Annotated in this window: 20 protein-coding genes; 17 read left to right on the top strand and 3 right to left on the bottom strand. The window is 72.7% G+C overall.

The genetic code is table 11. From position 1 onward, the window contains the following. Positions 1-279 precede the first annotated feature (279 nt). On the top strand, positions 280-1,077 hold the full coding sequence (locus QCN29_RS25375) for an alpha/beta fold hydrolase (RefSeq protein ID WP_279931030.1): 798 nt from the start codon (positions 280-282) through the stop codon (positions 1,075-1,077). A 12-nt stretch (positions 1,078-1,089) separates the two neighbouring features. Here the strand turns inward: QCN29_RS25375 and QCN29_RS25370 are convergent, their stop codons facing one another. Continuing rightward, positions 1,090-1,833 (bottom strand): hypothetical protein, encoded by a 744-nt coding sequence (locus tag QCN29_RS25370; protein ID WP_279931029.1) that lies wholly within the window; start codon positions 1,831-1,833, stop codon positions 1,090-1,092. A 111-nt stretch (positions 1,834-1,944) separates the two neighbouring features. On the opposite strand from QCN29_RS25370, the gene QCN29_RS25365 reads away from it, so the two are divergent. Then, a complete protein-coding gene (locus QCN29_RS25365; RefSeq protein WP_279931028.1) occupies positions 1,945-2,706 on the top strand; it encodes a glycoside hydrolase family 75 protein in 762 nt (253 codons plus the stop codon). Between the two features lie 160 nt (positions 2,707-2,866). Here QCN29_RS25365 and map read toward each other — a convergent pair whose 3' ends face one another. Beyond that, entirely contained in the window at positions 2,867-3,634 is a 768-nt protein-coding gene (gene map, locus QCN29_RS25360; protein WP_279931026.1) for a type I methionyl aminopeptidase, read from the bottom strand. A gap of 69 nt (positions 3,635-3,703) precedes the next feature. Between map and QCN29_RS25355 the strand changes: the two genes are divergently transcribed. From QCN29_RS25355 to QCN29_RS25315, 9 genes are all read left to right on the top strand, one after another. Next, positions 3,704-3,964, top strand: a complete 261-nt coding sequence (locus QCN29_RS25355; protein WP_279931025.1) for a helix-turn-helix domain-containing protein — start codon at positions 3,704-3,706, stop codon at positions 3,962-3,964. Between the two features lie 264 nt (positions 3,965-4,228). Further along, positions 4,229-4,456, top strand: a complete 228-nt coding sequence (locus tag QCN29_RS25350; protein WP_279931023.1) for a hypothetical protein — start codon at positions 4,229-4,231, stop codon at positions 4,454-4,456. 310 nt (positions 4,457-4,766) lie between these two features. After that, positions 4,767-6,299: a hypothetical protein gene (locus QCN29_RS25345; protein WP_279931021.1), complete on the top strand. Its 1,533-nt coding sequence runs from the start codon at positions 4,767-4,769 to the stop codon at positions 6,297-6,299. Positions 6,300-6,485: 186 nt separating this feature from the next. Further along, positions 6,486-7,328 (top strand): nitrilase-related carbon-nitrogen hydrolase, encoded by an 843-nt coding sequence (locus QCN29_RS25340; protein WP_279931020.1) that lies wholly within the window; start codon positions 6,486-6,488, stop codon positions 7,326-7,328. Continuing rightward, on the top strand, positions 7,325-8,605 hold the full coding sequence (locus QCN29_RS25335; protein WP_279931019.1) for an aspartate aminotransferase family protein: 1,281 nt from the start codon (positions 7,325-7,327) through the stop codon (positions 8,603-8,605). The genes QCN29_RS25340 and QCN29_RS25335 overlap by 4 nt, the downstream gene beginning before the upstream one ends. A 35-nt stretch (positions 8,606-8,640) precedes the next feature. Further along, positions 8,641-10,047, top strand: a complete 1,407-nt coding sequence (hydA, locus tag QCN29_RS25330) for a dihydropyrimidinase (RefSeq protein ID WP_279931018.1) — start codon at positions 8,641-8,643, stop codon at positions 10,045-10,047. 105 nt (positions 10,048-10,152) lie between these two features. Then, positions 10,153-11,151, top strand: coding sequence for a TIGR03842 family LLM class F420-dependent oxidoreductase (locus tag QCN29_RS25325; protein WP_240135122.1), 999 nt, complete (start codon positions 10,153-10,155; stop codon positions 11,149-11,151). Between the two features lie 53 nt (positions 11,152-11,204). Beyond that, entirely contained in the window at positions 11,205-12,761 is a 1,557-nt protein-coding gene (locus QCN29_RS25320; RefSeq protein ID WP_398859922.1) for an NCS1 family nucleobase:cation symporter-1, read from the top strand. A 196-nt stretch (positions 12,762-12,957) separates the two neighbouring features. Next, positions 12,958-13,578, top strand: a complete 621-nt coding sequence (locus QCN29_RS25315; RefSeq protein ID WP_279931016.1) for a hypothetical protein — start codon at positions 12,958-12,960, stop codon at positions 13,576-13,578. A 76-nt stretch (positions 13,579-13,654) separates the two neighbouring features. Here the strand turns inward: QCN29_RS25315 and QCN29_RS25310 are convergent, their stop codons facing one another. Then, a complete protein-coding gene (locus tag QCN29_RS25310) occupies positions 13,655-14,449 on the bottom strand; it encodes an SDR family NAD(P)-dependent oxidoreductase (protein ID WP_279931015.1) in 795 nt (264 codons plus the stop codon). A 55-nt stretch (positions 14,450-14,504) separates the two neighbouring features. On the opposite strand from QCN29_RS25310, the gene QCN29_RS25305 reads away from it, so the two are divergent. The 6 genes from QCN29_RS25305 (at position 14,505) to QCN29_RS25280 (ending at position 21,598) form a co-directional block, all read left to right on the top strand. Continuing rightward, complete coding sequence (locus QCN29_RS25305) at positions 14,505-15,950, top strand: amidase (RefSeq protein ID WP_279931014.1); 1,446 nt, start codon at positions 14,505-14,507, stop codon at positions 15,948-15,950. A 5-nt stretch (positions 15,951-15,955) separates the two neighbouring features. Next, positions 15,956-16,537 (top strand): TetR/AcrR family transcriptional regulator, encoded by a 582-nt coding sequence (locus tag QCN29_RS25300; RefSeq protein WP_240135127.1) that lies wholly within the window; start codon positions 15,956-15,958, stop codon positions 16,535-16,537. Positions 16,538-16,878: 341 nt separating this feature from the next. Then, a complete protein-coding gene (locus QCN29_RS25295; RefSeq protein WP_279931013.1) occupies positions 16,879-18,642 on the top strand; it encodes a gamma-glutamyltransferase family protein in 1,764 nt (587 codons plus the stop codon). A 41-nt stretch (positions 18,643-18,683) separates the two neighbouring features. Beyond that, positions 18,684-19,505 (top strand): inositol monophosphatase family protein, encoded by an 822-nt coding sequence (locus QCN29_RS25290; RefSeq protein WP_279931012.1) that lies wholly within the window; start codon positions 18,684-18,686, stop codon positions 19,503-19,505. Between the two features lie 140 nt (positions 19,506-19,645). After that, entirely contained in the window at positions 19,646-21,064 is a 1,419-nt protein-coding gene (locus QCN29_RS25285) for a phytoene desaturase family protein (RefSeq protein WP_279931011.1), read from the top strand. Between the two features lie 24 nt (positions 21,065-21,088). Further along, positions 21,089-21,598, top strand: a complete 510-nt coding sequence (locus QCN29_RS25280; RefSeq protein ID WP_279931010.1) for an O-acetyl-ADP-ribose deacetylase — start codon at positions 21,089-21,091, stop codon at positions 21,596-21,598. The last annotated feature ends 93 nt before the right edge of the window (positions 21,599-21,691 follow it).

Raw genomic sequence — 21,691 nt, 5'->3', positions numbered from 1 at the left:
CGGCCCGGACGGCCCGCCCCGGCCGGGCGGGCCGGGCGGCGGCCGCGGCGGGGGAGCGGGCGGCCCGCCGGCAGCCGTGTTCCGTCCCGCTTCAGGGCGCGCAAGGCGGTGTTTCGAGACACCCGCGCGTGGCCGGAAACCAGCCGAACTGCCCATGGGGACCCGGCCGAACGCGCCGGTGGCACCCCCCTGAGGCGCGCGAAATGCGCCAGCGGCAACAGCCCGGCGCGAGGCCGGACTTGCCCACTCGCGAGGTTGCGGCCAACGTGGTGAAGGCGTATGACCGTGCCGGCGATCGGAGAAGCCGTGGCCCCTTTTCCCCTGCCCTACTCACTCCACGGTTCCGGCCCGCACAAAATCATCGCCGTACACGGCTGGCTCGCCGACCGCGCAGACTACGCCGCCACACTGCCGGACCTCGACCGGGAGAGCTTCACCTACGTCTTCGTCGATCTGCGCGGATACGGAGAGGCGCGCGCCACCGCCGGCCAGTACAGCACCGCGGAAGGGGCGGCCGACATCGTCGCTCTCGCCGACGGCCTGGGCTGGCAGACCTTCTCGCTCATCGGCCACTCCATGGGGGCGTCGGTGGCCCAGCGGGTCCTCGCGGTGTCGCCGGAGCGCGTCCGACGCCTCGTCGGGGTCTCTCCCGTGCCGGCCTGCGGGCTCAAGATGCCGCCAGACCAGTGGGAGCTGTTCGCCTCGGCCGCCGAGAAGCCGGAGAACCGGCGGCTCATCATCGATCTCACCACCGGCTCCCGCCGCCCCGCCGCCTGGCTGGACCGGATGGTCTACCGCTCGCAGACCCGCACCGACCCCAAGGCGTTCCGCGCCTGGCTGGACTCCTGGGCCTGTGAGGACTTCCGGACGAAGGTCGAGGGAGTGCGCACACCCGCGCTGGCGGTGACCGGCGCCCTCGACCCGGCGATCACCGCGGCCCTCATGCGGCAGACCTGGATGCGCTGCTACCCCGAAGCGGAGCTGGCGGAGCTTGACTGCGCCGGCCACCACGCCATGGACGAGACTCCGCTGCAACTCGTCCGCACCGTCGAGGACTTCCTGCGCGCGGACGGCTGAGGCGCGACGGCGTCAGGCCGCTTCCGCCGGCTCTGGGCGCGGGGTGAGCGCATCCCGCGTGACATCGGCGACCAGCTCCGTCACATCGGGCCCGTAGGCCTCGGAGTTAATCACCTTCAGCAGCAGACAGAACGAGCCCGTGCCGTACTTGCGCCGCAGCCGTGCGTGATGGCGGGCCAGATAGCGGGCCGCGGCCTGGTTGGTGATGGCCCGCTGGCCGCAGAAGAGGAACACCGGGCGGGCGTCGCCCCGCTGCTCCGGTCCGCCGGTCAGCCGGGCCAGCAGCACGTACTCCGTCATGCCCGGGTCCATCCGGTAGACCTCGGAGCCGACCCGGATCGCGGCCCGGTCGGGCCCCTTCTCGGCATCGGTGTCGATGTCCACCCCGGGCAGCAGCGCCTGCAGATGCGCGGCGGTACGGCGATTGGAGTAGGGCCCGCCCACACAGAACTCCGTGCGTTCGCCGAACCCCTGGCGGGCCAGGTCGTGCCAGACGATCTGGGCGTGCGCCCCGCATTCCTTGATCAGCGCGGACAGCTCCAGCAGCGCGGAGACGTCGAACCGGTCCACGGCCCCGTCCCGGGCGGCCTCGCGGTTGACGACGAGCAGTGACTCGGAGTGCCCCGGGAGACCGAAGAACGCCTGCTTGCGGCGGAGCCTGCGCCGCCAGAGATAGGTGCGGGCCAGCCAGCCGAGGCTTGCGCTGACGCCGGCCGCGACCACACCGAGGACGATATTGCGTATGTCGTCGTTCATGGGCGCGCATGGTAGCGGTGGTGCGCGTGAGCTTACTCCGTACGGCAGGTGCATCGGGAAGATCCCCTTATAACCGGGTATTGACCTGTTTCCCTATGGAAAGGGTCCTTGGTGCACACTCGACGATTCGCTCTCGCCCTGGCAGGCGGCGCCGTGCTGACGGCCGTCGCGGCTATGCCCGCCGCCGCCGTGCCGGCCGTGGCCCCGCCGGAGCCGGGGCCGTGGTCCTACCGGACCGCCGACCTGACCGATGACAGCTGGGCAAAGGACGCGGAAGGGGGCGTCGCCGGCCCGGCCGAGGCAAGGGCTCTGCTCGGCAAGGTCGAGCGCTGCCGGCAGATCTCCGAGGGGAGGTACCGCACGGACCCGGGGGCCCGGGCGGACGTCCCGGTGTGCGGGACGGACCGGGTGGTGTTCTGGAAGGCCGACATGGACATCGACTGCGACGGGGTGCGCACGGCGGAGTGCAACAGCCGGACGGACCCGTGGTTCCACCCCACCACGGCGTTCCGGCAGTCCGACGGCCGCCAGCTGAACGCCGAGACGCTGCCGTTCATCGTGGTGCCCGCGCCGAGCCGCATCTGGGACTACCGCGCGCACGGCGTCCGCGGCGGGTCGGTCGCGGCGGTGGTCTACGGGGACCGCGTCCGGTACGCGGTGGTGGGGGACACCGGCCCGACGACCGTCATCGGCGAGGCGTCCTACGCCACGGCCAAGGCGCTGGGGATCAACCCGGATCCCCGAAAGGGGGGTGTCCCGTCCGGGGTCACGTACATCGTCTTCAAGGACACACGGGTCTCGCCGATCGAGGATCACGCGGAGGCGGCGCGGGTGGGGGAGGCGGTGGCGCGGGAGTTCCTGGCGGACGAGTGACCCCGGGCGGGGGTCCGGCGGAGGTCCCCGCATCGCGGCCGCACAGGAGCCGCGATTGCGCGACCGCAGGCGGCTGAGACGCCGCGTCAGGCGGCCGGGGCACGTCGCCGGTGCGGGCGGGAGGCCGCTTCCGGGGTGCAACGGCCCGCGTGTCGCCGCGTCAGAGGGCCGTGAGGATCCGTGGGCCCGAGGCGGTTACGGCGATCGTGTGTTCCGCGTGGGCTGCGCGGGCGCCGTCGGCCGAGCGGATCGTCCAGCCGTCCCCCGCCGTACGGAACTCGTCGCTCCCGCCCGCGATGAGCATCGGCTCGATCGCCAGCACCATGCCGTGGCGCAACGGCATGCCCCGCCCCGCGCGCCCCTCGTTCGGCACCGCCGGGTCCTCGTGCATGCTCCGGCCCACGCCGTGGCCGCCCAGTCCGTCCGGGATGCCGTAGCCGGCTCGTCGGCACACCTGCCCGACCGCATGGGCGATGTCCCCCACGCGGTTGCCGACGACCGCCGCCGCGATGCCCGCGGCCAGCGCCTCCTCGGCGGCGTCGATCAGGCGTTCGTCCTCCGGGCGTCCGCGTCCCACCGTGAAGCTGACGGCCGCGTCGCCGGTCCAGCCGTCCAGCGCCGCTCCGCAGTCCACGCTCACCAGATCGCCGTCGCGCAGCCGGTATCCGTCGGGTATGCCGTGCACGATCGCGTCGTTCACCGATGTGCACACCACGGCCGGGAAGGGCGTCGGCGCCCAGGCCGGGTGGTACCCGAGGAACGGCGACCCCGCTCCGGCCTCGGTCAGCACCGCCCGCGCCACACGGTCCAGCTCGCGCAGACTGACGCCCGGCGCGGCAGCCTCCCGGGTCGCGGCCAGTGCCCGCGCCACCACCCGGCCCGCCTCACGCATGGCCTCGATCGACGCATCGCTCTTCAGCTCCACCATGTCCACGCCTCCACTGATGACTCCGTTATTTAAATAACGGGATAATAATACCGTGATTAGAATCGGGGCATGGTGCGCACCCCTCTCACCCCCGAAGAGCGCGAACGCGGCGAGCGGCTCGGACGGCTGCTGCGCGAGGCCCGCGAGGCGAGCGCGGGCCGGAGCATGGCAGACGTCGCCGCGGCCGCCGGCATCTCCGCCGAGACACTGCGCAAGATCGAGACCGGCAGGGCCCCCACCCCCGCCTTCTTCACGGTCGCGGCACTCGCCTCCGCGCTGGGCCTCTCCATGGACGACCTGGTCGCCCGCTGCGTCCTCACGCCCGCCTAGCGGACCGATTCCGATCGTGAGGTGCGCGGGCTGTCGCGGTCAGGTGTCGTCCCGGACGGGGTCGATGCGTCGTATCCGCCCGGCCGGAGGCCCAGTCATGCGCCGCAGGCTCCGTCGTGCGGAGGCTTGACTGCCCGCGCCGGGCGACCCTAGCGTGTCCGCCTCCGGCGGAGATGGGGCTGCCTGCCCGGGAGTAAGGGGCCGGAGGCAGGCGTGCTCATGGAGACGTTTGCTCTCCGGAGGAAGCGCGATGGAGGTACCACGGTGGGGGAAACCCGGTTCCCGGACGATGGCAGGCGCAACCCTGGCGGCGCCCAGCAGGATGTGCTGGCAGCGGTCAGAGCCATGGGCTATGACCCCGAGGCCGTCGCGTGGCGCAACCGGAACGCGTGGAAGATCGTACTCGTGGCGGTGTGTCTGGCTGCTGCCGTATGCGTAGCCGTGGTCGTGGGTGTGTTCGCGGTTGTCGCACTCCTCCTTCTCGGCCGGTAGTTCGCCGAGCCGGGCCTCGACGTGCCGAGCGCGACGGGCGGCGGAGCCGGACGGCCTCCGGACCGCTCCGTCCGCAGCGTGATCGGGGCCCCGCGACAACGTGTTCCCTTCCCCGCGACGGCAGAAGCGGAAGCGTCGCCGATGCGGCGAGACCGGTGCGTGTCCCCAGGATCGATGCGCACACCGGCCGTCTCTCCGGGGCTCCTGCGCACCTGTGGGCGTCTGGGAGCACATCCGAAAACGCCGTGTAGCCGTCCTGTAACACGGATGCGGTCAAATGCCTGCGGTTCCGACGAAGGCAGGGACGGCGATGACCCAGCATCAACTCCCGCTGGAAGCACAGGTTTTCTCGCGGTACCTCAGTGAGCTGAGCGCACTGCTCGACCAGTCCGCGGGCTGGTGCGGAGTCTTCTGGCAGCGTGACCCCGACGGCATGCGGGCCTGTCTCGACGGCGTCGAGGTCCCACCGTGGGATGTGGTGGAGGCCCTCCTGCACGACCTCGCGGGCATCCGGGGCGCGGAGGCCGCGGAGCTCACGTCCCTGCGCGCGCGTGAGCTGCACTCCGCGGCGGCCGCGGCGTACGACCGGCTCCCGGGCGGTCGCGAGGCGCTGGTGGAGCGACTGGAGCTGATGCTCCGAGAGCAGGCCTACGCCGCGCACCGTGCGGAGGAGCTGCTGCACCGGATGGGCGCGCAACCCGACGGCGGGCCCGAGGGCGAGCGGCTCGCGACCGAGCTCGCCTGGGTGCGCGACGACCACGCACGGGCCACCGCCCGAGTCGGGGAGTTCCGCGGTCGGCTTGCCGCTCACCCGGACGCGGCGGCCCCCGCGGCCGTTCCGGCGCCGGCGGCGGGCGCGCCCGAGTTCTCCGTGCCCGAGCCGTCTGCGCCCGGGCCCTCTGCGCCCGGGCCCTCTGGGCACGGGCCCGCCGTGTCCGGGCCCTCTGGGCACGGGCCCGCCGTGTCCGAAGCCTCCGACTGGTTCCGCCCGGCCCCGCTCGCGCCACAGGCCCCGCTCGGCCCAGGAGCCCAGCCCGGACCAGGGGCGCATCCCGCGCCGGAAGCGCATCCCGCGCCGGAGAACCGGACCCAGCCCCAGCCGGACCCCGCGCCCCGCCCCGAGCCCTCACGTCCGCGCAAGCCGCGGCGGCCACGCGGGGCCCGGTTCGCCGGGGTGGACGAGACGGCGGACGCCGCGCCGGCGGCACCTGTCGCGCCCGTGCTGCCGGCCGCTACGCCGGCGACGCCCCGCGGCGCGCGCTTCGGGGGCTCGCCGGCCGACGCACCCGCACCCGCCGCGCCCCCCGCTCCCGAAGCGGCCCGGCAGGCAGCCCGGGAAACCGTGGCCGCTCTCGGGCGGCTTCGCGCGGAGGGCCGCAGCGGCGAGGCGCACGTCGTGCTGTGCGAGGCGGCAGCCCGCCCCGCCGACTGGCTCCCCGTGTTCGCCGCGGAGCTGTGCCGCGCCGGCCTCTCCGCCGACTGGGCGACCCTCCTGTGGGAGGCCGCTTCGCAGCCCGCGCCGCGGCTCGCGGCGGCAGCCTCTGCCCTGGCCGCGGCCGGGCGGGCCGACGACAGCCGCCAGCTGCTGCGCCAGGGCGTCGCGCGCCCGCCGGCCGACATCGCCGCGGCCGCGCTCGCCCTGGAGGACGAGGGCGGCGGGCGCGAGGCCCATGCGCTGCTCACCGCCTTCGCTCGGAGCCGTACGCCCGAGGAGACCGCGAGCATCGCCGAGAGCGCCCCGCGGCGGCTGGTGCCGCGTCTGCTCGACGCCGCCCGCGCGGTCTCCTCGGCACGCGAGCGCGATCTGGTGCACGCGCTGCGTGTGGCGGGCCATCTCGCCTGAAGGCAACCCGGCCTGACGGAATCCATCCGTCCGTGCATACCTCTGACCTATCCGTGTCGAAACATGATCGACTCGGCGGGTTAACGACGATGGTCTTGCCCCGCTGTGTGACGGGGCTTACGTTCTCCTCCTACGCACTGTCTACGTGCGTAGAGGCTCTCTGACGCGCCGTCGAAGGAGCGACCCATGGCCCATGTCGTACGCGCTGCGCTCGTCCAGGCCACCTGGACCGGCGACACCGAATCCATGATTGCCAAGCATGAGGAACACGCCCGGGAGGCGGCCCGGCAGGGCGCCAAGGTCATCGGTTTCCAAGAGGTCTTCAACGCCCCGTACTTCTGTCAGGTCCAGGATTCGGAGCACTACCGCTGGGCCGAGCCCGTCCCCGACGGCCCCACCGTCCGCCGGATGCAGGACCTCGCCCGCGAGACCGGCATGGTGATCGTCGTGCCGGTCTTCGAGATCGAGGACGCCGGCTTCTACTACAACACCGCGGCCGTCGTCGACGCCGACGGCTCCTACCTCGGCAAGTACCGCAAGCACCACATCCCGCAGGTGAAGGGTTTCTGGGAGAAGTTCTACTTCCGGCCCGGCAACGCCGGATGGCCCGTCTTCAACACCGCCGTCGGCAGGGTCGGCGTCTACATCTGCTACGACCGCCACTTCCCCGAGGGCTGGCGACAGCTCGGCCTGGGCGGGGCGCAGCTGGTCTACAACCCCTCGGCAACCTCCCGCGGCCTGTCCGCCTATCTGTGGCAGCTCGAACAGCCCGCGGCCGCCGTCGCCAACGAGTACTTCATCGCCGCCATCAACCGCGTCGGCCGGGAGGAGTACGGCGACAACGACTTCTACGGCACCAGCTACTTCGTCGACCCGCGCGGCCAGTTCGTCGGCGAGGTCGCCAGCGACAAGCAGGAGGAGCTGGTCGTCAGGGACCTCGACTTCGACCTCATCGACCAAGTACGGCAGCAGTGGGCGTTCTACCGGGACCGCAGGCCCGACGCGTACGAGGGGCTGGTGCAGCCGTGAGCGACCTCTACCAGCGCCACCGCGCCGTCATCCCCGACTGGATCGCCCTCTTCTACGAGCACCCCATCGAACTCACCCACGGCGAGGGCCGCCATGTCTGGGACGCCGAGGGCAACCGCTATCTCGACTTCTTCGGCGGCATCCTCACCACCATGACCGCCCACGCCCTGCCCGAGGTCACCAAGGCGGTCGGCGAACAGGCCGGGCGACTCATCCACTCCTCCACCCTCTACCTCAACCGCCCCATGGTGGAGCTCGCGGAGCGCATCGCGGCCCTCTCCGGCATCCCCGACGCCCGGGTGTTCTTCACCACCTCCGGCACCGAGGCCAATGACACGGCCCTGCTGCTCGCCACCGCCTACCGCGGCTCCAACCAGATCCTGGCGATGCGCAACAGCTACCACGGCCGCTCCTTCTCCGCCGTCTCCGTCACCGGAAACCGCTCCTGGTCCACCACCAGCCTCTCCCCGCTGCAGACGCTGTACGTGCACGGGGGCGTCCGCACCCGGGGCCCGTACGCCCAGCTCACCGACGACCGGTTCATCGAGGCGTGCGTCGCCGATCTGGAAGACCTCCTCGGCCACACCCGCGACCCCGCCGCGCTGATCGCCGAACCGATCCAGGGCGTCGGCGGCTTCACCTCCCCGCCGGACGGGCTGTACGCGGCCTTCCGCGAGGTCCTGAAGCGCCACGGAGTGCTGTGGATCTCGGACGAGGTGCAGACCGGATGGGGCCGCACCGGCGACCACTTCTGGGGCTGGCAGGCGCACGCCGACAGCGGCCCGCCCGACATGCTGACCTTCGCCAAGGGCATCGGGAACGGCATGTCCGTCGGCGGGGTCGTCGCCCGCGCCGAGATCATGAACTGTCTGGACGCCAACTCCATCTCCACCTTCGGCGGCTCCCCGGTCACCATGGCGGCAGGCCTGGCCAACCTCTCCTATCTGCTGGAACACGACCTCCAGGGCAATGCCCGCCGCGTCGGCGGACTGCTGATCGAGCGGCTGCGCGCCATCGGCGCGACCGTCCCCGCCGTACGCGAGGTCCGCGGCCGCGGGCTGATGATCGGCGTCGAACTGGCCAGGCCGGAGACCGACGCCCCGCACCCCGAAGCGGCCGCGGCCGTTCTCGAGGCCGCCCGCGAGGGCGGGCTGCTCATCGGCAAGGGCGGCGGCCACAACACCACCATCCTGCGGATCGCACCGCCGCTCTCCCTCACCGTCGCCGAGGCGGAAGAGGGCGCGGCTATCCTCGAACAGGCCCTCCACGAGATCTGAACCGAGCCTAGATCGACCCAGAGGGAGCGCACAGCATGAGCAGCACCCGCACCCTGATCCGCGGCGGCCTGGTCATCACCGCGGCCGACGAGACCCACGCCGACGTGCTCATCGAGGACGGCCGGATCGCGGCGCTCGCCGCACACGGCACGGCGGCCGCGGACGCCTGGACCGCGGACCGCACCATCGACGCGACCGGCAAGTACGTCATCCCGGGCGGCGTCGACGCCCATACGCACATGGAGCTGCCGTTCGGCGGGACCTTCGCCTCCGACACATTCGAGACCGGCACCCGGGCCGCAGCCTGGGGCGGCACCACCACCATCGTCGACTTCGCCGTCCAGACCGTCGGAAAGGCCCTGCGGGAAGGGCTGGACGCCTGGTACGCCAAGGCGGACGGCGTCTGCGCCATCGACTACGCCTTCCATATGATCCTCTCCGACGTCAATGAGTCGACGCTCAAGGAGATGGATCTCCTGGTGGAGGAGGGCATCACCTCCTTCAAGCTCTTCATGGCCTACCCCGGCGTCTTCTACAGCGACGACGGACAGATCCTGCGGGCCATGCAGCGCTCCTCCGCCAACGGCGGGTTGATCATGATGCACGCCGAGAACGGCATCGCCATCGACGTCCTCGTCGAACAGGCCCTGGCACGCGGTGAGACCGACCCCCGCTACCACGGCGAGGTGCGCAAGGTCCTGCTGGAGGCGGAGGCTGCCCACCGGGCCATCCAGCTCGCCCGGGTCGCCGGCGCGCCGCTGTACGTCGTCCACGTCTCGGCCGAAGAGGCCGTCGCCGAACTCGCCGCCGCCCGCGACAAGGGGCTCAACGTCTTCGGCGAGACCTGCCCGCAGTATCTCTTCCTGTCCACGGACGATCTCGCGGAGCCGGACTTCGAGGGTGCGAAGTACGTCTGCTCCACGCCCCTGCGTCCGCGCGAGCACCAGGCGGCGCTCTGGCGCGGACTGCGCACCAACGACCTCCAGGTCGTCTCCACAGACCACTGCCCCTTCTGCTTCAGCGGACAGAAGGAGCTGGGCCGCGGTGACTTCTCCAAGATCCCCAACGGGCTGCCCGGCGTGGAGAACCGGATGGACCTGCTCCATCAGGCCGTGCTCGACGGCCATCTCACCCGCCGCCGCTGGATCGAGACCGCCTGCGCCACCCCTGCGCGCATGTTCGGGCTCTACCCCAAGAAAGGCACCATCGCTCCCGGCGCCGACGCCGACGTCGTGATCTACGACCCGCACGCCGAGCAGACCCTCTCGGCCGCCACCCACCATATGAACGTCGACTACTCCGCCTACGAGGGCAAGCGTGTCACCGGCCAGGTGGAGACCGTGCTCTCCCGCGGCGAAGTCGTCATCGACCGCAGGGAGTTCACCGGGCGCGCCGGACACGGCGTCTACACGCCGCGCTCCACCTGCCAGTACCTCAGCTGAACCGCCGCGCCCCATTCGAACCCCTGACCCCTGACCCCTGACTGCTGTCTGCTGTCTGCGAATCAAAGAACCTCGAATCAAAGAACTTCGAACCAGGAGGTCCCGGTGGACTTCGGACTCGTCCTGCAGACCGACCCGCCCGCCTCGTCGGTCGTCTCCCTGATGCGCCGCGCGGAGCGCAACGGCTTCCGCTACGGCTGGACCTTCGACTCGGCGGTCCTGTGGCAGGAGCCCTTCGTCATCTACAGCCAGATCCTCGAACACACCCAGCGGATGACCGTCGGGCCGATGGTGACCAACCCGGGTACCCGCACCTGGGAGGTCACCGCCTCCACCTTCGCCACCCTCAACGACATGTTCGGAAACCGCACCGTCTGCGGCATCGGACGCGGCGACTCCGCGATGCGCGTCGCCGGGCGCAAGCCCAACACTCTCGCCCGGCTCGGCGAGGCGATCGACGTCATCCGCGACCTCGCGGAGGGCCGGGACGCGCAGGTCGACGGGCAGCGGCTTCGCATCCCCTGGGTACGGGAGGGCAGACTGCCCGTCTGGATGGCGGCGTACGGGCCGAAGGCGCTTGCGCTGGCCGGACGGAAGGCCGACGGCTTCATCCTCCAGCTCGCCGACCCCTTCCTCACCGAATGGATGGTCAAGGCGGTGCGGGCCGCCGCCGTCGAGGCGGGCCGCGACCCGTCCGACGTCACGATCTGCGTGGCCGCCCCCGCGTACGTCGGGGACGACCCGGCGCACGCCCGGGAGCAGTGCCGCTGGTTCGGCGGCATGGTCGGCAACCATGTCGCGGACCTCGTCGCCCGCTACGGCGAGCACTCCGACATGGTGCCCGAGGCCCTCACCGCGTACATCAAGGAGCGGCACGGCTACGACTACAGCCACCACGGCCGCGCCGGGAACCCGTCCACGGACTTCGTCCCCGACGAGATCGTCGACCGGTTCTGTCTGCTCGGTCCTGCCGAGGCGCATATCGAGAAGCTTCAGACGCTGCGGGAGCTGGGCGTCGACCAGTTCGCGCTGTACGCCATGCACGACGCACGCGAAGCCGTGATCGACGCGTATGGGGAGCAGGTCATCCCCGCGTTCTGCTGAGTCCGCGCCCCCGTCGGCCCCGTCCCCGCCACGTACGAGCGAATGGCATGCCCATGACCGCCATATCCCCCCAGACGACCGCCGCCGACGGCCGGGTCGAGCTCGCCCCCGGGGCGTACCCGGCCGACAGCCCCTTCTCCAACGCCGATCTGCACCCCGTGCCGCTGGCCGAACGGCGTTGGACCACCTACAACTTCGCCGCGCTGTGGATCGGGATGGCAGTCAACATCCCCTCCTGGACGCTCGCCTCCGGTCTGGTCGCCCTCGGCATGGACTGGAAGCAGGCGGTGCTCACCATCGCGCTCGGCAATGTGATCGTGCTGCTGCCGATGCTGCTCACCGGCCATGCCGGACCCAAGTACGGCATCCCCTTCCCGGTGCTGGCCCGCGCCTCCTTCGGGCTGCGCGGGGCCAATCTGCCCGCTCTGCTGCGCGGCCTGGCAGCCTGCGCCTGGTTCGGCATCCAGACCTGGATCGGCGGGGCGTCCATCTACTTCCTGGCCGGAAGGATCTTCGGCGCGGGCGGCTGGTGGACCGAGGCGGGCACGGTCGCCGGGTACCCCTGGACCCAGTGGCTGTGCTTCCTGCTGTTCTTCGCGATCGAGATCGTCATCATCCTGCGCGGCATGGAAGCCGTACGCCGCCTGGAGAACTGGGCCGCGCCGCTGATGCTGGCGGGCGCGCTGGCGCTGCTGTGGTGGATCGCCGCCAAGGCCGGCGGCTTTGGCCCGCTCCTCGACCAGCCCTCGCAGCTCGGCTGGGGCGGTGACTTCTGGAAGGTGTTCTTCCCGGCGCTGATGGGCATGGTCGGCTTCTGGTCGACGCTCTCCCTCAACATCCCGGACTTCACCCGCTTCGGCGTGGGGCAGCGCGCCCAGGTGTGGGGCCAGAGCCTCGGGCTGCCCACCACCATGGCCGCTTTCGCCCTGCTGTCGGTGCTGGTCACCTCCGGTTCGCAGGCGGTGTACGGGGAGCCGATCTGGGACCCGAGCCAGCTGGCGGCACGGATGGACAGCACGGCCGGCGTCGTCTTCGCGCTTCTCGTCATCCTGCTGGCGACACTGTCCACCAACATCGCCGCCAATCTCGTCAGTCCGGCCTACGATCTGTCCAATATCGCGCCAAGACTCATCACCTTCCGCACGGGCGCGCTGATCGCCTGCGTCGTCGGAGTCGTCATCTTCCCCTGGAAGCTGATCGAGAACCCGGACGTCTACATCTTCACCTGGCTCGGCACCGTCGGCGGACTGCTCGGCACGGTCGCCGGCATCCTCATCGCCGACTACTGGCTGCTGCGCCGCACCCGTCTGGAACTGGCCGGGCTCTACACGGAGGGGAGCGTCTACTGGTACTCCTCCGGCTGGAACCCGAGGGCGGTCACCGCGTTCGCCGTGGGAGCGGTGCTCGCGGTGGGCGGCTCGTACTCCGCGCCGGGCAGGGGGCCGTTCCCCGAGGACGGGCTGATCCCCTTCCTCAAGCCGCTCGCCGACTACGGCTGGGCGGTGGGGCTCGCCGCCTCGCTTGCGCTGTATCTGCTGCTGATGGCCCCGGGCCGCGCGCGGCGGCCGGACGGACGGCGACCGGACGGACGGCGACCGGGCGGACGGTGATCGGGCATGCGGTGACCGGGCGGACGGTGATCGGGCATGCGGTGACCGGGCGACCGGCCCATGGGCCAACAGTCCCGGAACGCAGGGACGTTGGCGGCGGTGCGCGGGCCCGTTCGCCCCGGGTGCACAGACGGCCGCCGGGTGCAGATTGCCCATGGACACGTACCGGACGTGCTCATGACGAGAGGACGCACCCATGGCTCTGCACCAGCACTGGCTCCGGTTCCGGCAGCCGGAGGACCACTTCGCCCCGGAGGGCGGCAGCGTGCCTGCCGCATCCGCCGACACCCTCGCCCGCGCCGCGGCCGCGCCCCGCACGGCCGCCGCCGCCCGCCTGCTGACCGCCTTCACCTTCCTGTGGGCCTTCGGGGACAAGGCCTTCGGCTGGGGATACGCCACCCCCTCCGGCAAGGCGTGGATCGACGGGGGATCACCGACCGAGGGCTTCCTGAGCCATGTGGCGAGCGGTCCCATGGAGGGCATGTTCCACTCCTGGGCCGGCGTCGCGTGGGCCGACTGGACCTTCATGCTGGGCCTGCTGGGCATCGGCGTCGCCCTGGCGAGCGGTGTCGCCCTCCGGATCGCCGCCGTGGCGGGCACGGCGATGATGGCGCTGATGTGGGCCGCGGAATGGCCGCTCGCCCGGCACCTCTCGGACGGCGCCCCGAGCATGTCCACCAACCCGCTGGTGGACTACCACGTCCTGTACGCCGCCCTGTTGATCCTGCTCGCCGTACTCGGCGCGGGCCGCACATGGGGTCTGGGGCATGTCTGGGAACGTCTGCCCTGGGTCCGGGACCACCGCTGGCTCTGGTGACCCCGAGCCCTGGCGGCGGCGCGCACATCCGGGCCGAGCGGACGTCCGCGAGCAGGCTCCGGGCGGCGGCTCCCCGTCAGCGGGTGTGCCGCTGGGCCTGCACGATCTGACGCATCGTGCGGTCCGCTCCCGCCATCCGCCGCTGGACGCGTTCCGACAGGGACGGGAACTGGCCCCCTATCGCCGTAAGCAGCCTCATCTCGAAAGGCGCGACGTTGACCTCGGCCCGGTTCTGCTCGATGGCGCGCACCACCCCGCCGACGACGGCGCGGGGCGAGACCGTGCGCAGCCCGCCCGGAGTCGCGGCGCCGGTCGCGGCGAACATCCCCGCGTCACGCACGAAACCGGGCTGGACGATGGAGACGCCCACTCCGGTGTGGTGCAGATCCTGGCGCAGCGCAAGCGCGAAACCGCGCAGTCCGAACTTGGACGCGCCGTACAGCGCGGCCGACTTGGTGGCCGTCTTGCCGGACATGGAGCCGACGAAGGCGAGATGGCCCCGGCCCGCTTTGGCCATGGTGGGCGCCAGGAGCCGGGCCAGCATGGCGGGCGCCCTGAGGTTGACGGCGAGGGCGCGGTCGATCTGGTCCGGGGTGAAGTCGAGCAGATCGCCGCTGGAGGGAAGGGCGGCGTTGGCGATCAGGATCTGGGCGCCGGACGCCTCGGTGGCGAGCCGCTCGACATCGTCGGGGTCGGCCAGGTCGGCCGTGACGGTGCGCGCGCGGTAGACCGCGGCCAGCGGCTCCAGCGCCTCCTTGCGACGGCCCGAGAGGATCAACTCGGCTCCGCGGGCGTGCAGTTCGGCGGCGAGTGCGCTGCCGATGCCGCCGGTGACCCCGGTGAGCAGAACGGTTGCTCCGGTGATGCGCATCTGGTTACCCTCCAGTTCTGTTCGTTCGAACGAACAATAGGGAGGCGGGGCGGTCGTGTCCACCGAGGCATTCACCGGACTGGCGCAGAGCGCCGAGGAGTTGGCGGAAGGTCACACGACCTCCGAAGAGCTGACCGCGCGTGCGATCCGGCGCATCGAGGCCAGCCAGAGCACGGTCAACGCCTTCCGCTGGGTACGGGGGGAGGAAGCCCTCGAAGAGGCCCGGGACGCGGACCGCAGGCTCGCGGCGGGGGAGCGGCTGCCGCTCCTCGGAGTGCCGGTGGCCGTCAAGGACGACACCGACGTCGCCGGGCTGCCCACCCTCTTCGGCTGCCGCGGCGAACTCCCGCCGAGCGCCGCGGACGGCGAGGCGGTACGGCGGCTGCGCGCGGCAGGGGCCGTGATCGTCGGCAAGACCAACTCCTGTGAGCTGGGCCAGTGGGCCTTCACCGAGGGGCCCGCCTTTGGCGCGACCCGCAACCCCTGGTCGCTCACCCACACCCCCGGCGGCTCATCGGGCGGCTCCGCCGCGGCAGTCGCCGCCGGACTCGTGCCCGCGGCGCTCGGCTCGGACGGCGCGGGCTCCATCCGCATCCCGTCCGCCTGGTGTCATCTCGTCGGCATCAAGCCACAGCGCGGCCGGGTGTCCCTGCATCCGTACGCCGACGCCTTCCAAGGGCTCGCGGTCAACGGGCCGCTCGCCCGCACGGTCGCCGACGCGGCGCTGCTCCTCGACGTCGTCCAGGGCGCCCGGCCCGAGGACCGGCACCGGCCGGGCGTCGTCGACGCCTCCGGGGCCGCACGGCGCGAGCCCGGACGGTTGCGCATCGCGCTCGCCTGGCGGCCCCCGCTGACCCTCACCGGCACGGGCCCGCACCCCGAGGTGCGCCGCGCCGTCGGCGAGGTGGCCGAGGCCCTCGCCCGCCTCGGTCACCATGTGGAGGAGGCGCGGCCCCGGTACGGGCTGATCGGCCTGGCGTTCGTACCCCGGGCCACCGCGGGCGTGGCGGAGGTCGCCGCGCTCCACCCCGACCCCGCACTCCTCGACCCGCGCACCCGCACCGCGGCACGCCACGGCAGGGCGCTCGGCGGACCCCGTCTCTCCGGCCGTGCGGTGCGGGCGGCACGCGCCGCCGAGGCCCGGCAGCACCGCAGGATCGGTGCGATCTTCGATGCGTACGACGTGGTGCTCACCCCCACCACAGCGGCGCCGCCGCCCCGCATCGGGACCTTCGACGGCCTCAGCGCGTGGCGCACCGACTCCACCATGGCAGCCTGCTGCCCCTACGCCTGGCCCTGGAACGTCCTCGGCTGGCCGGGCGTCAACGTGCCGGCCGGCCTCACCCGCGACGGCCTGCCCGTCGGCGCACAGCTGCTCGGACCGGCGGGCGGCGAGGAACGTCTGATCTCGCTGGCGGCCCAGCTGGAGGCCGAACTCCGCTGGCACGAGAAGCGGCCGACCGCCCCCGCGATCACCGGGAGCGCACCGGTGGAACAATGACCCGCATGTCCCACGCCGTTCGCTCCGCCCCTGTCACCCGGCAGCGCATCATCGCCGCCGTCCTGCACATCATCGGGCAGGGCGGCGTCGCGGCGGTCACCAACCGACGCATCGCCAAGGAGGCCGGGGTCTCCCTCGGCTCCGTCACGTACCACTTCTCCAGCCAGCACGAACTGCTCAGGCAGAGCCTGCTGCACTTCGTCCGCGAGGAGACCCGCCGCTTCACCGAACTCGCCGACGCCTGCCAGCAGGAGGGCATCGACATCGAAGGCGCGGCGGAGCTGGCGGGGCAGGTGGCGGGCGGCACGGCCTTCGACAGCGAGCACATCGCGCCGTTCGAGCTCTATGTGGAGGCGGGGCGGGACGCGCGGCTGCGCGAGGCGGCGGCGGAGGCTTTCGCCGCGTACGACCGCCTGGCCGCCCAGATCCTCGGCGGCCTCGGGGTCCCCGACGCGGAGCGCCTCGCGGCGACGACGGTCGCCCTGGTGATGGGCCTCCAACTCCGCCGCCTGGCCACGGGCTCCCCGGCGGAGGACCTGGTCGACGCACTGCTGCTCCTGGCGCGGGGCGCGCTCCCGACGACCTGACCGCCTGCGGCGGGCCTTTCCCCGCCCCGCCTCTGTACGGCCTTCGGCGGTGTCCCCAAGCTCCCCCGGACTTCCGCCCGGTCTTGCCCCGGCTACCTCCCCCAGACTCCTCACCCGGGTACCTCCCCCAGGCTCCGTCCGGGGGCACCCCCACGGAGGCGCCCCCACGGGTACCGGAGGCGCCCCCACGGGTACCCCGACAGAGCTGCCCCCCAGACGGGCTCATCTGAGCTCCTCCGGCGTTTGAGGAGCGGGGTCCGGGGGCGGAGCCCCGGTTTCGGGGAGGGGCGGGGCAGGGGAGAAACCCCCAAGCCGCCCGCACCCACAGGAGCCCCGCCCCCGTGTTCACCACCCGCCCCACCCTCACCGGTGTCTTCGGCATGGTGTCGTCGACGCACTGGCTCGCCTCCCAGTCGGCCATGGCCGTGCTCGAAGACGGCGGCAACGCCTATGACGCCGCCGTCGCGGCGGGATTCGTGCTGCACGTCGTGGAGCCGCATCTGTGCGGGCCCGCCGGGGAGGTGCCGGTCATCGTCGCACCGGCGGGCGGCGAGGTGCGGGTGCTGTGCGGGCAGGGGCCCGCACCCGCCGGGGCGAGCGCCGAGGCGTACCGGGCGCTCGGCCTCGACCTGGTGCCCGGGACCGGGCCGCTCGCCGCCGCCGTGCCGGGCGCGTTCGACGCCTGGATGCTGCTCCTGCGCGACCACGGCACCAAGTCCGTGGCCGAGGTGCTGCGATACGCGATCGAGTACGCCGACCACGGGCATCCCCCGGTCCCCCGCATCGGGGAGACCGTCGAGACCGTCCGCGAGCTGTTCGAGACCGAGTGGACCTCGTCCGCCGAGATCTATCTGCCCGGCGGGCGCGCCCCTTCCCCCGAGCGGCTGCTGCGCAACCCCGCGCTCGCCGCCACCTGGCGGCGGCTGACCGCCGAAGCCGAGTCGGCCGGTCCCGGCCGCGAGGCGCAGATCGAGGCGGCGCGCACCGCCTGGCGCGAGGGCTTCATCGCAGAGGCGCTGATACGGCAGGCGGCGCGGCCCACCCAGGACACCAGCGGCGCACGCCACACCGGTGTGCTGACGGCCGACGACCTGGCCGGCTGGTCGGCGGCGTACGAGCCCCCGGTCGGCTACGACTGGCGGGGCTGGACCCTGTGCAAGGCCGGCGGCTGGAGCCAGGGCCCGGTGCTCCTCCAGCAACTCGCCCTGCTCCCGGACGAACTGCCCCCGTACGCCTCGGGGGAGTACGTCCACCTCCTGGTCGAGGGCTGCAAGCTAGCCATGGCCGACCGCGAGGCCTGGTACGGCGACGCCGCCGACGTCCCGCTCGACGATCTGCTCTCGCCGTCGTACAACGCCGCCCGCCGTGCGCTGATCGGCGAGAAGGCCTCGTACGAACTCCGGCCCGGGCATCCCGGGGGCCGGACCCCCCGCCTCAGCCCCCACGCGACCGCGCTCCCCGGTCCGGCAGGCGGCCCGGGCGCGGGCGAGCCGACCGTATCCGCCACCGGCGCGACCCGCGGCGACACCTGCCATGTCGACGTCGTCGACCGCTGGGGCAACATGGTCGCCGCCACCCCCAGCGGCGGCTGGCTCCAGTCCAACCCCGTCGTCCCCGAGCTGGGCTTCCCCCTCGGCACCCGGCTCCAGATGACCTGGCTGGACCCCGGGCTGCCGGGCACCCTCACCCCCGGCCGCCGCCCCCGCACCACGCTCACGCCGTCCCTGGCGCTGCGCGACGGCGAGCCGGTCATGGCCTTCGGCACGCCCGGCGGCGATCAGCAGGACCAGTGGCAGCTGCACTTCTTCCTTGCGCTCGCCCACGGCGGTCTGAGCCTCCAGGGGGCGATCGACGCCCCGAACTGGCACAACGAGGCCTTCCCCGGTTCCTTCCACCCGCGCGGAATGCGCCCCGGCAGTGTCACCGTCGAGTCGCGCATGGACCCCGGGACGGTGGCCGACCTGCGGCAGCGTGGTCATGACGTCACCATCGGCGACCCCTGGTCGGAGGGACGGCTCTGCGCGGTCGCCCGCGACCCGCGTACCGGCGTCCTGTCCGCCGCGGCGAACCCCAGGGGAATGCAGGGTTACGCGGTGGGACGCTGACCGCACCGACGGTTGTCAGAGGACCGTGCTTAGCTGGACGTATGATCGATGACTTCGTAAGCGCCCATCTGACCGACGTCGAGGAGGCGCTCCGCAAGGCGGCCGCCGCCGAGATCACCCCCCGCTTCCGGCAGCTCGCCGAGCACGAGATCGTCGAGAAGAGCGGGCCGCACGATCTGGTGACCATCGCCGACCGCAGTGCGGAGGAGCACCTGACCACCTCGCTCACCAAGCTGCTCCCCGGCTCGGTCGTGGTCGGCGAGGAGGCGGTGCACGCGGACCCTTCGGTGTACGAGGCGCTGCACGAAGACGCCCCGGCGTGGATCGTCGACCCGGTCGACGGCACCCGTCAGTTCGTGCACGGCGAGCCGGAGTTCTGCACGCTCGTCGCCCTCGCGCAGGGCGGCGAGACGCTGGCCTCCTGGACATACGCCCCGGTGCTTGACGAGATGGCCGTCGCGGTCCGCGGCGGCGGCGCGCAGCTGAACGGCACGGCGCTGCAGGCCGGTTCTCCGGAGCTCGGCGCGGTGCTCGAGGTCGCCATGTCGCACCCGGACTTCACGACGGACGAGGAGAAGCGCGCCCTGCTGGGGCTGCGGGCCCCGGGTGTGCACAGCAGGGTGTGCGGCTCGGCCGGGCTGGAGTATCTGAACGTCGCAAGGGGCACGTTGGACGCAGTCGCCTTCTCCTGGGAGCTTGCCTGGGACCATGCGGCGGGCCTGCTGCTGGTCGCCGAGGCGGGCGGGGCGAATCTGACGCTCGCGGGCGAGCCGTTCCGCCTCTCCGGGGGCAACGCCCTGCCGTTCACGGCGGCGCGTGACGCGGCCACGGCCCGGCGGGTGCGCGAGCTGCTGGCGGGCTGAGACCCCACGGCTCGGGGCGGAGGCCGATGGGGACCGCGGACGCCGAGGGCTGACGCCCTGACAGATGCGCTGTCCCGCCCTCCTCGACGGCGGCCTATCCTGGGAACCTCTTGGCCATCGGCAGACGAAGGAGTCCCAAGGTGCCGTCGATGCTCGACGCCGTCGTGGTGGGGGCGGGACCCAATGGGCTGACCGCAGCCGTCGAACTGGCCCGCCGCGGCCTGCGGACGGAGGTGTTCGAGGCTCTGGACACGGTCGGCGGAGGCGCCAGGACCGAGGAGCTGACCCTGCCCGGCTTCCGCCACGACCCGTGCTCCGCCGTGCATCCCCTGGGCATCGGCTCGCCCGTCTTCGCGGAGCTGTCCCTGGAGCGGTACGGCCTCGACTGGCTGCACGCCGAGCGGGCGCTCGCCCACCCCTTCCCGGACGGCACGGCGGCCGTGCTCAACCGCTCGCTGGGGGAGAGCGCCATGTCGCTGGGGGCCGAGGACGCAGGGGCGTACCGCCGGCTCGTCCAGCCCTACCTGGGGCACTGGGACTCCCTGGCGCGGGACTTCCTGCGCACGCCCTGGGACGGACCGCCCCGCGACCCTTACCGCTTCGCACGCTTCGGCCTCGCCGCGATCCAGCCCGCGAGCTGGCTCGCCCGCCGGTTCCGCGGCCCGCGGGCACGGGGCCTGCTGGCCGGGCTCGCCGCCCACGCCATCGCCCCCACCAGCGGGCCCGCCACCGGCGGCATCGCCCTGATGTTCGCGCTCGCCGCCCATGCCAAGGGCTGGCCGCTGCCCCGCGGCGGCTCCCAGGCCATCGCCGACGCCCTCGCCGCCTGTCTGCGCGACCACGGCGGCCGGATCCACACCGGCGTCGAGGTGAAGCGGCTCGACGAACTGCCCCCGGCACGGGCGTATGTCTTCGACACCTCCCCGACCGCACTCGCCCGCATCGCGGGACTGGGCGACGCCTACCGCCACTACCGCTACGGAGCGGCCGCCTTCAAGATCGACTACGCGCTCTCCGGGCCGGTGCCGTGGACCGCCCGGGAGGCGCGCACCGCCGGGACCGTCCACATCGGCCCCACGGCCGAGGAGATCGAGGCGGCCCTCACCGCCGCCGTCACCGGCCGCGCGCCGCAGGCCCCGTTCCTGATCACCTCGCAGCCCACCGTCGTCGACCCGTCCAGGGCCCCGGAGGGCAAGCACATCCTCTGGGCGTACGGGCATGTCCCGGCCGGCTGGGACGGCGACGCGACCGAGGCGATCGAACGGCAGCTGGAGCGCTTCGCCCCCGGCTTCCGCGACCTCGTCCTGGCCCGCGCCGTCTCCGGTCCGCCGCAACTGTCCCGGCGCAACGCCAACTACGTCGGCGGGGACATCGCCTGCGGCGCGTTCGCCGGGCTCCAGACGGTCATCCGGCCGCGGCTCGCCCGCGTGCCGTACGCCACCCGGCATCCCGCCGTCTTCATCTGCTCCTCCGCCACCCCGCCCGGCCCGGGCGTGCACGGAATGTCCGGCCACCACGCTGCGAAGGCGGTCTGGAGGAGGCTTCGCACCACGCACTGAGAACGGCAGAGGGACCATGGAGCCATGGTCACCATCACGCTCGTCCAGGGCGACATCACCCGCCAGCGCGCCGACGCCATCGTCAACGCCGCCAACTCCTCCCTCCTCGGCGGAGGCGGAGTGGACGGGGCCATCCACCGCCGAGGAGGCCCCGAGATCCTCGCCGAGTGCCGCGCCCTGCGCGCCTCCCACTACGGCAAGGGGCTGCCCGCAGGCCGGGCCGTCGCCACTGCCGCCGGCAACCTCGACGCCGACCATGTGATCCACACCGTCGGCCCGGTGTGGTCCGCCTCCGAGGACCGCTCCGAGGTGCTGGCCTCCTGCTACCGCGAAGCGCTGCGGGTGGCCGACGAGTTGGGCGCGCGGACCGTCGCCGTTCCGGCCATTTCGACCGGTGTCTACCGATGGCCCATGGAGGACGCGGCCCGCATCGCGGTCGAGACCGTGCGACAGACGCGAACGGCGGTGCAGGAGGTGCGGTTCGTCGCCTTCGACGAAGGGGCGTACAGGGCGTTCGCCGCGTACATCGGCTGACCGGCTGCCCCGCTGCCCCGCTGACCGGCTGTCCCGCTGAGCAGCGCCGCGCAGGGCGGGGCTGCCCGGTGACGTGCCAGGGCGGAGCTGTCC

This window comes from Streptomyces chengmaiensis, from assembly GCF_029846775.1.
In the GTDB taxonomy this organism is placed as follows: domain Bacteria; phylum Actinomycetota; class Actinomycetes; order Streptomycetales; family Streptomycetaceae; genus Streptomyces; species Streptomyces chengmaiensis.
The sequence above is the reverse complement of the archived record's forward strand: the minus strand, read 5'-3'. Positions and strand labels throughout refer to the sequence as shown.

Bases quoted from the DNA above. Each gene is read 5' to 3' on its own strand.
- hydA (WP_279931018.1), top strand. From the start codon at position 8,641: ATGAGCAGCACCCGCACCCTGATCCGCGGCGGCCTGGTCATCACCGCG.
- QCN29_RS25320 (WP_398859922.1), top strand. From the start codon at position 11,205: ATGACCGCCATATCCCCCCAGACGACCGCCGCCGACGGCCGGGTCGAG.
- QCN29_RS25340 (WP_279931020.1), top strand. From the start codon at position 6,486: ATGGCCCATGTCGTACGCGCTGCGCTCGTCCAGGCCACCTGGACCGGC.
- QCN29_RS25355 (WP_279931025.1), top strand. From the start codon at position 3,704: ATGGTGCGCACCCCTCTCACCCCCGAAGAGCGCGAACGCGGCGAGCGG.
- map (WP_279931026.1), bottom strand. From the start codon at position 3,634: ATGGTGGAGCTGAAGAGCGATGCGTCGATCGAGGCCATGCGTGAGGCG.
- QCN29_RS25370 (WP_279931029.1), bottom strand. From the start codon at position 1,833: ATGAACGACGACATACGCAATATCGTCCTCGGTGTGGTCGCGGCCGGC.
- QCN29_RS25290 (WP_279931012.1), top strand. From the start codon at position 18,684: ATGATCGATGACTTCGTAAGCGCCCATCTGACCGACGTCGAGGAGGCG.
- QCN29_RS25300 (WP_240135127.1), top strand. From the start codon at position 15,956: ATGTCCCACGCCGTTCGCTCCGCCCCTGTCACCCGGCAGCGCATCATC.
- QCN29_RS25345 (WP_279931021.1), top strand. From the start codon at position 4,767: ATGACCCAGCATCAACTCCCGCTGGAAGCACAGGTTTTCTCGCGGTAC.
- QCN29_RS25280 (WP_279931010.1), top strand. From the start codon at position 21,089: ATGGTCACCATCACGCTCGTCCAGGGCGACATCACCCGCCAGCGCGCC.
- QCN29_RS25310 (WP_279931015.1), bottom strand. From the start codon at position 14,449: ATGCGCATCACCGGAGCAACCGTTCTGCTCACCGGGGTCACCGGCGGC.
- QCN29_RS25315 (WP_279931016.1), top strand. From the start codon at position 12,958: ATGGCTCTGCACCAGCACTGGCTCCGGTTCCGGCAGCCGGAGGACCAC.
- QCN29_RS25375 (WP_279931030.1), top strand. From the start codon at position 280: ATGACCGTGCCGGCGATCGGAGAAGCCGTGGCCCCTTTTCCCCTGCCC.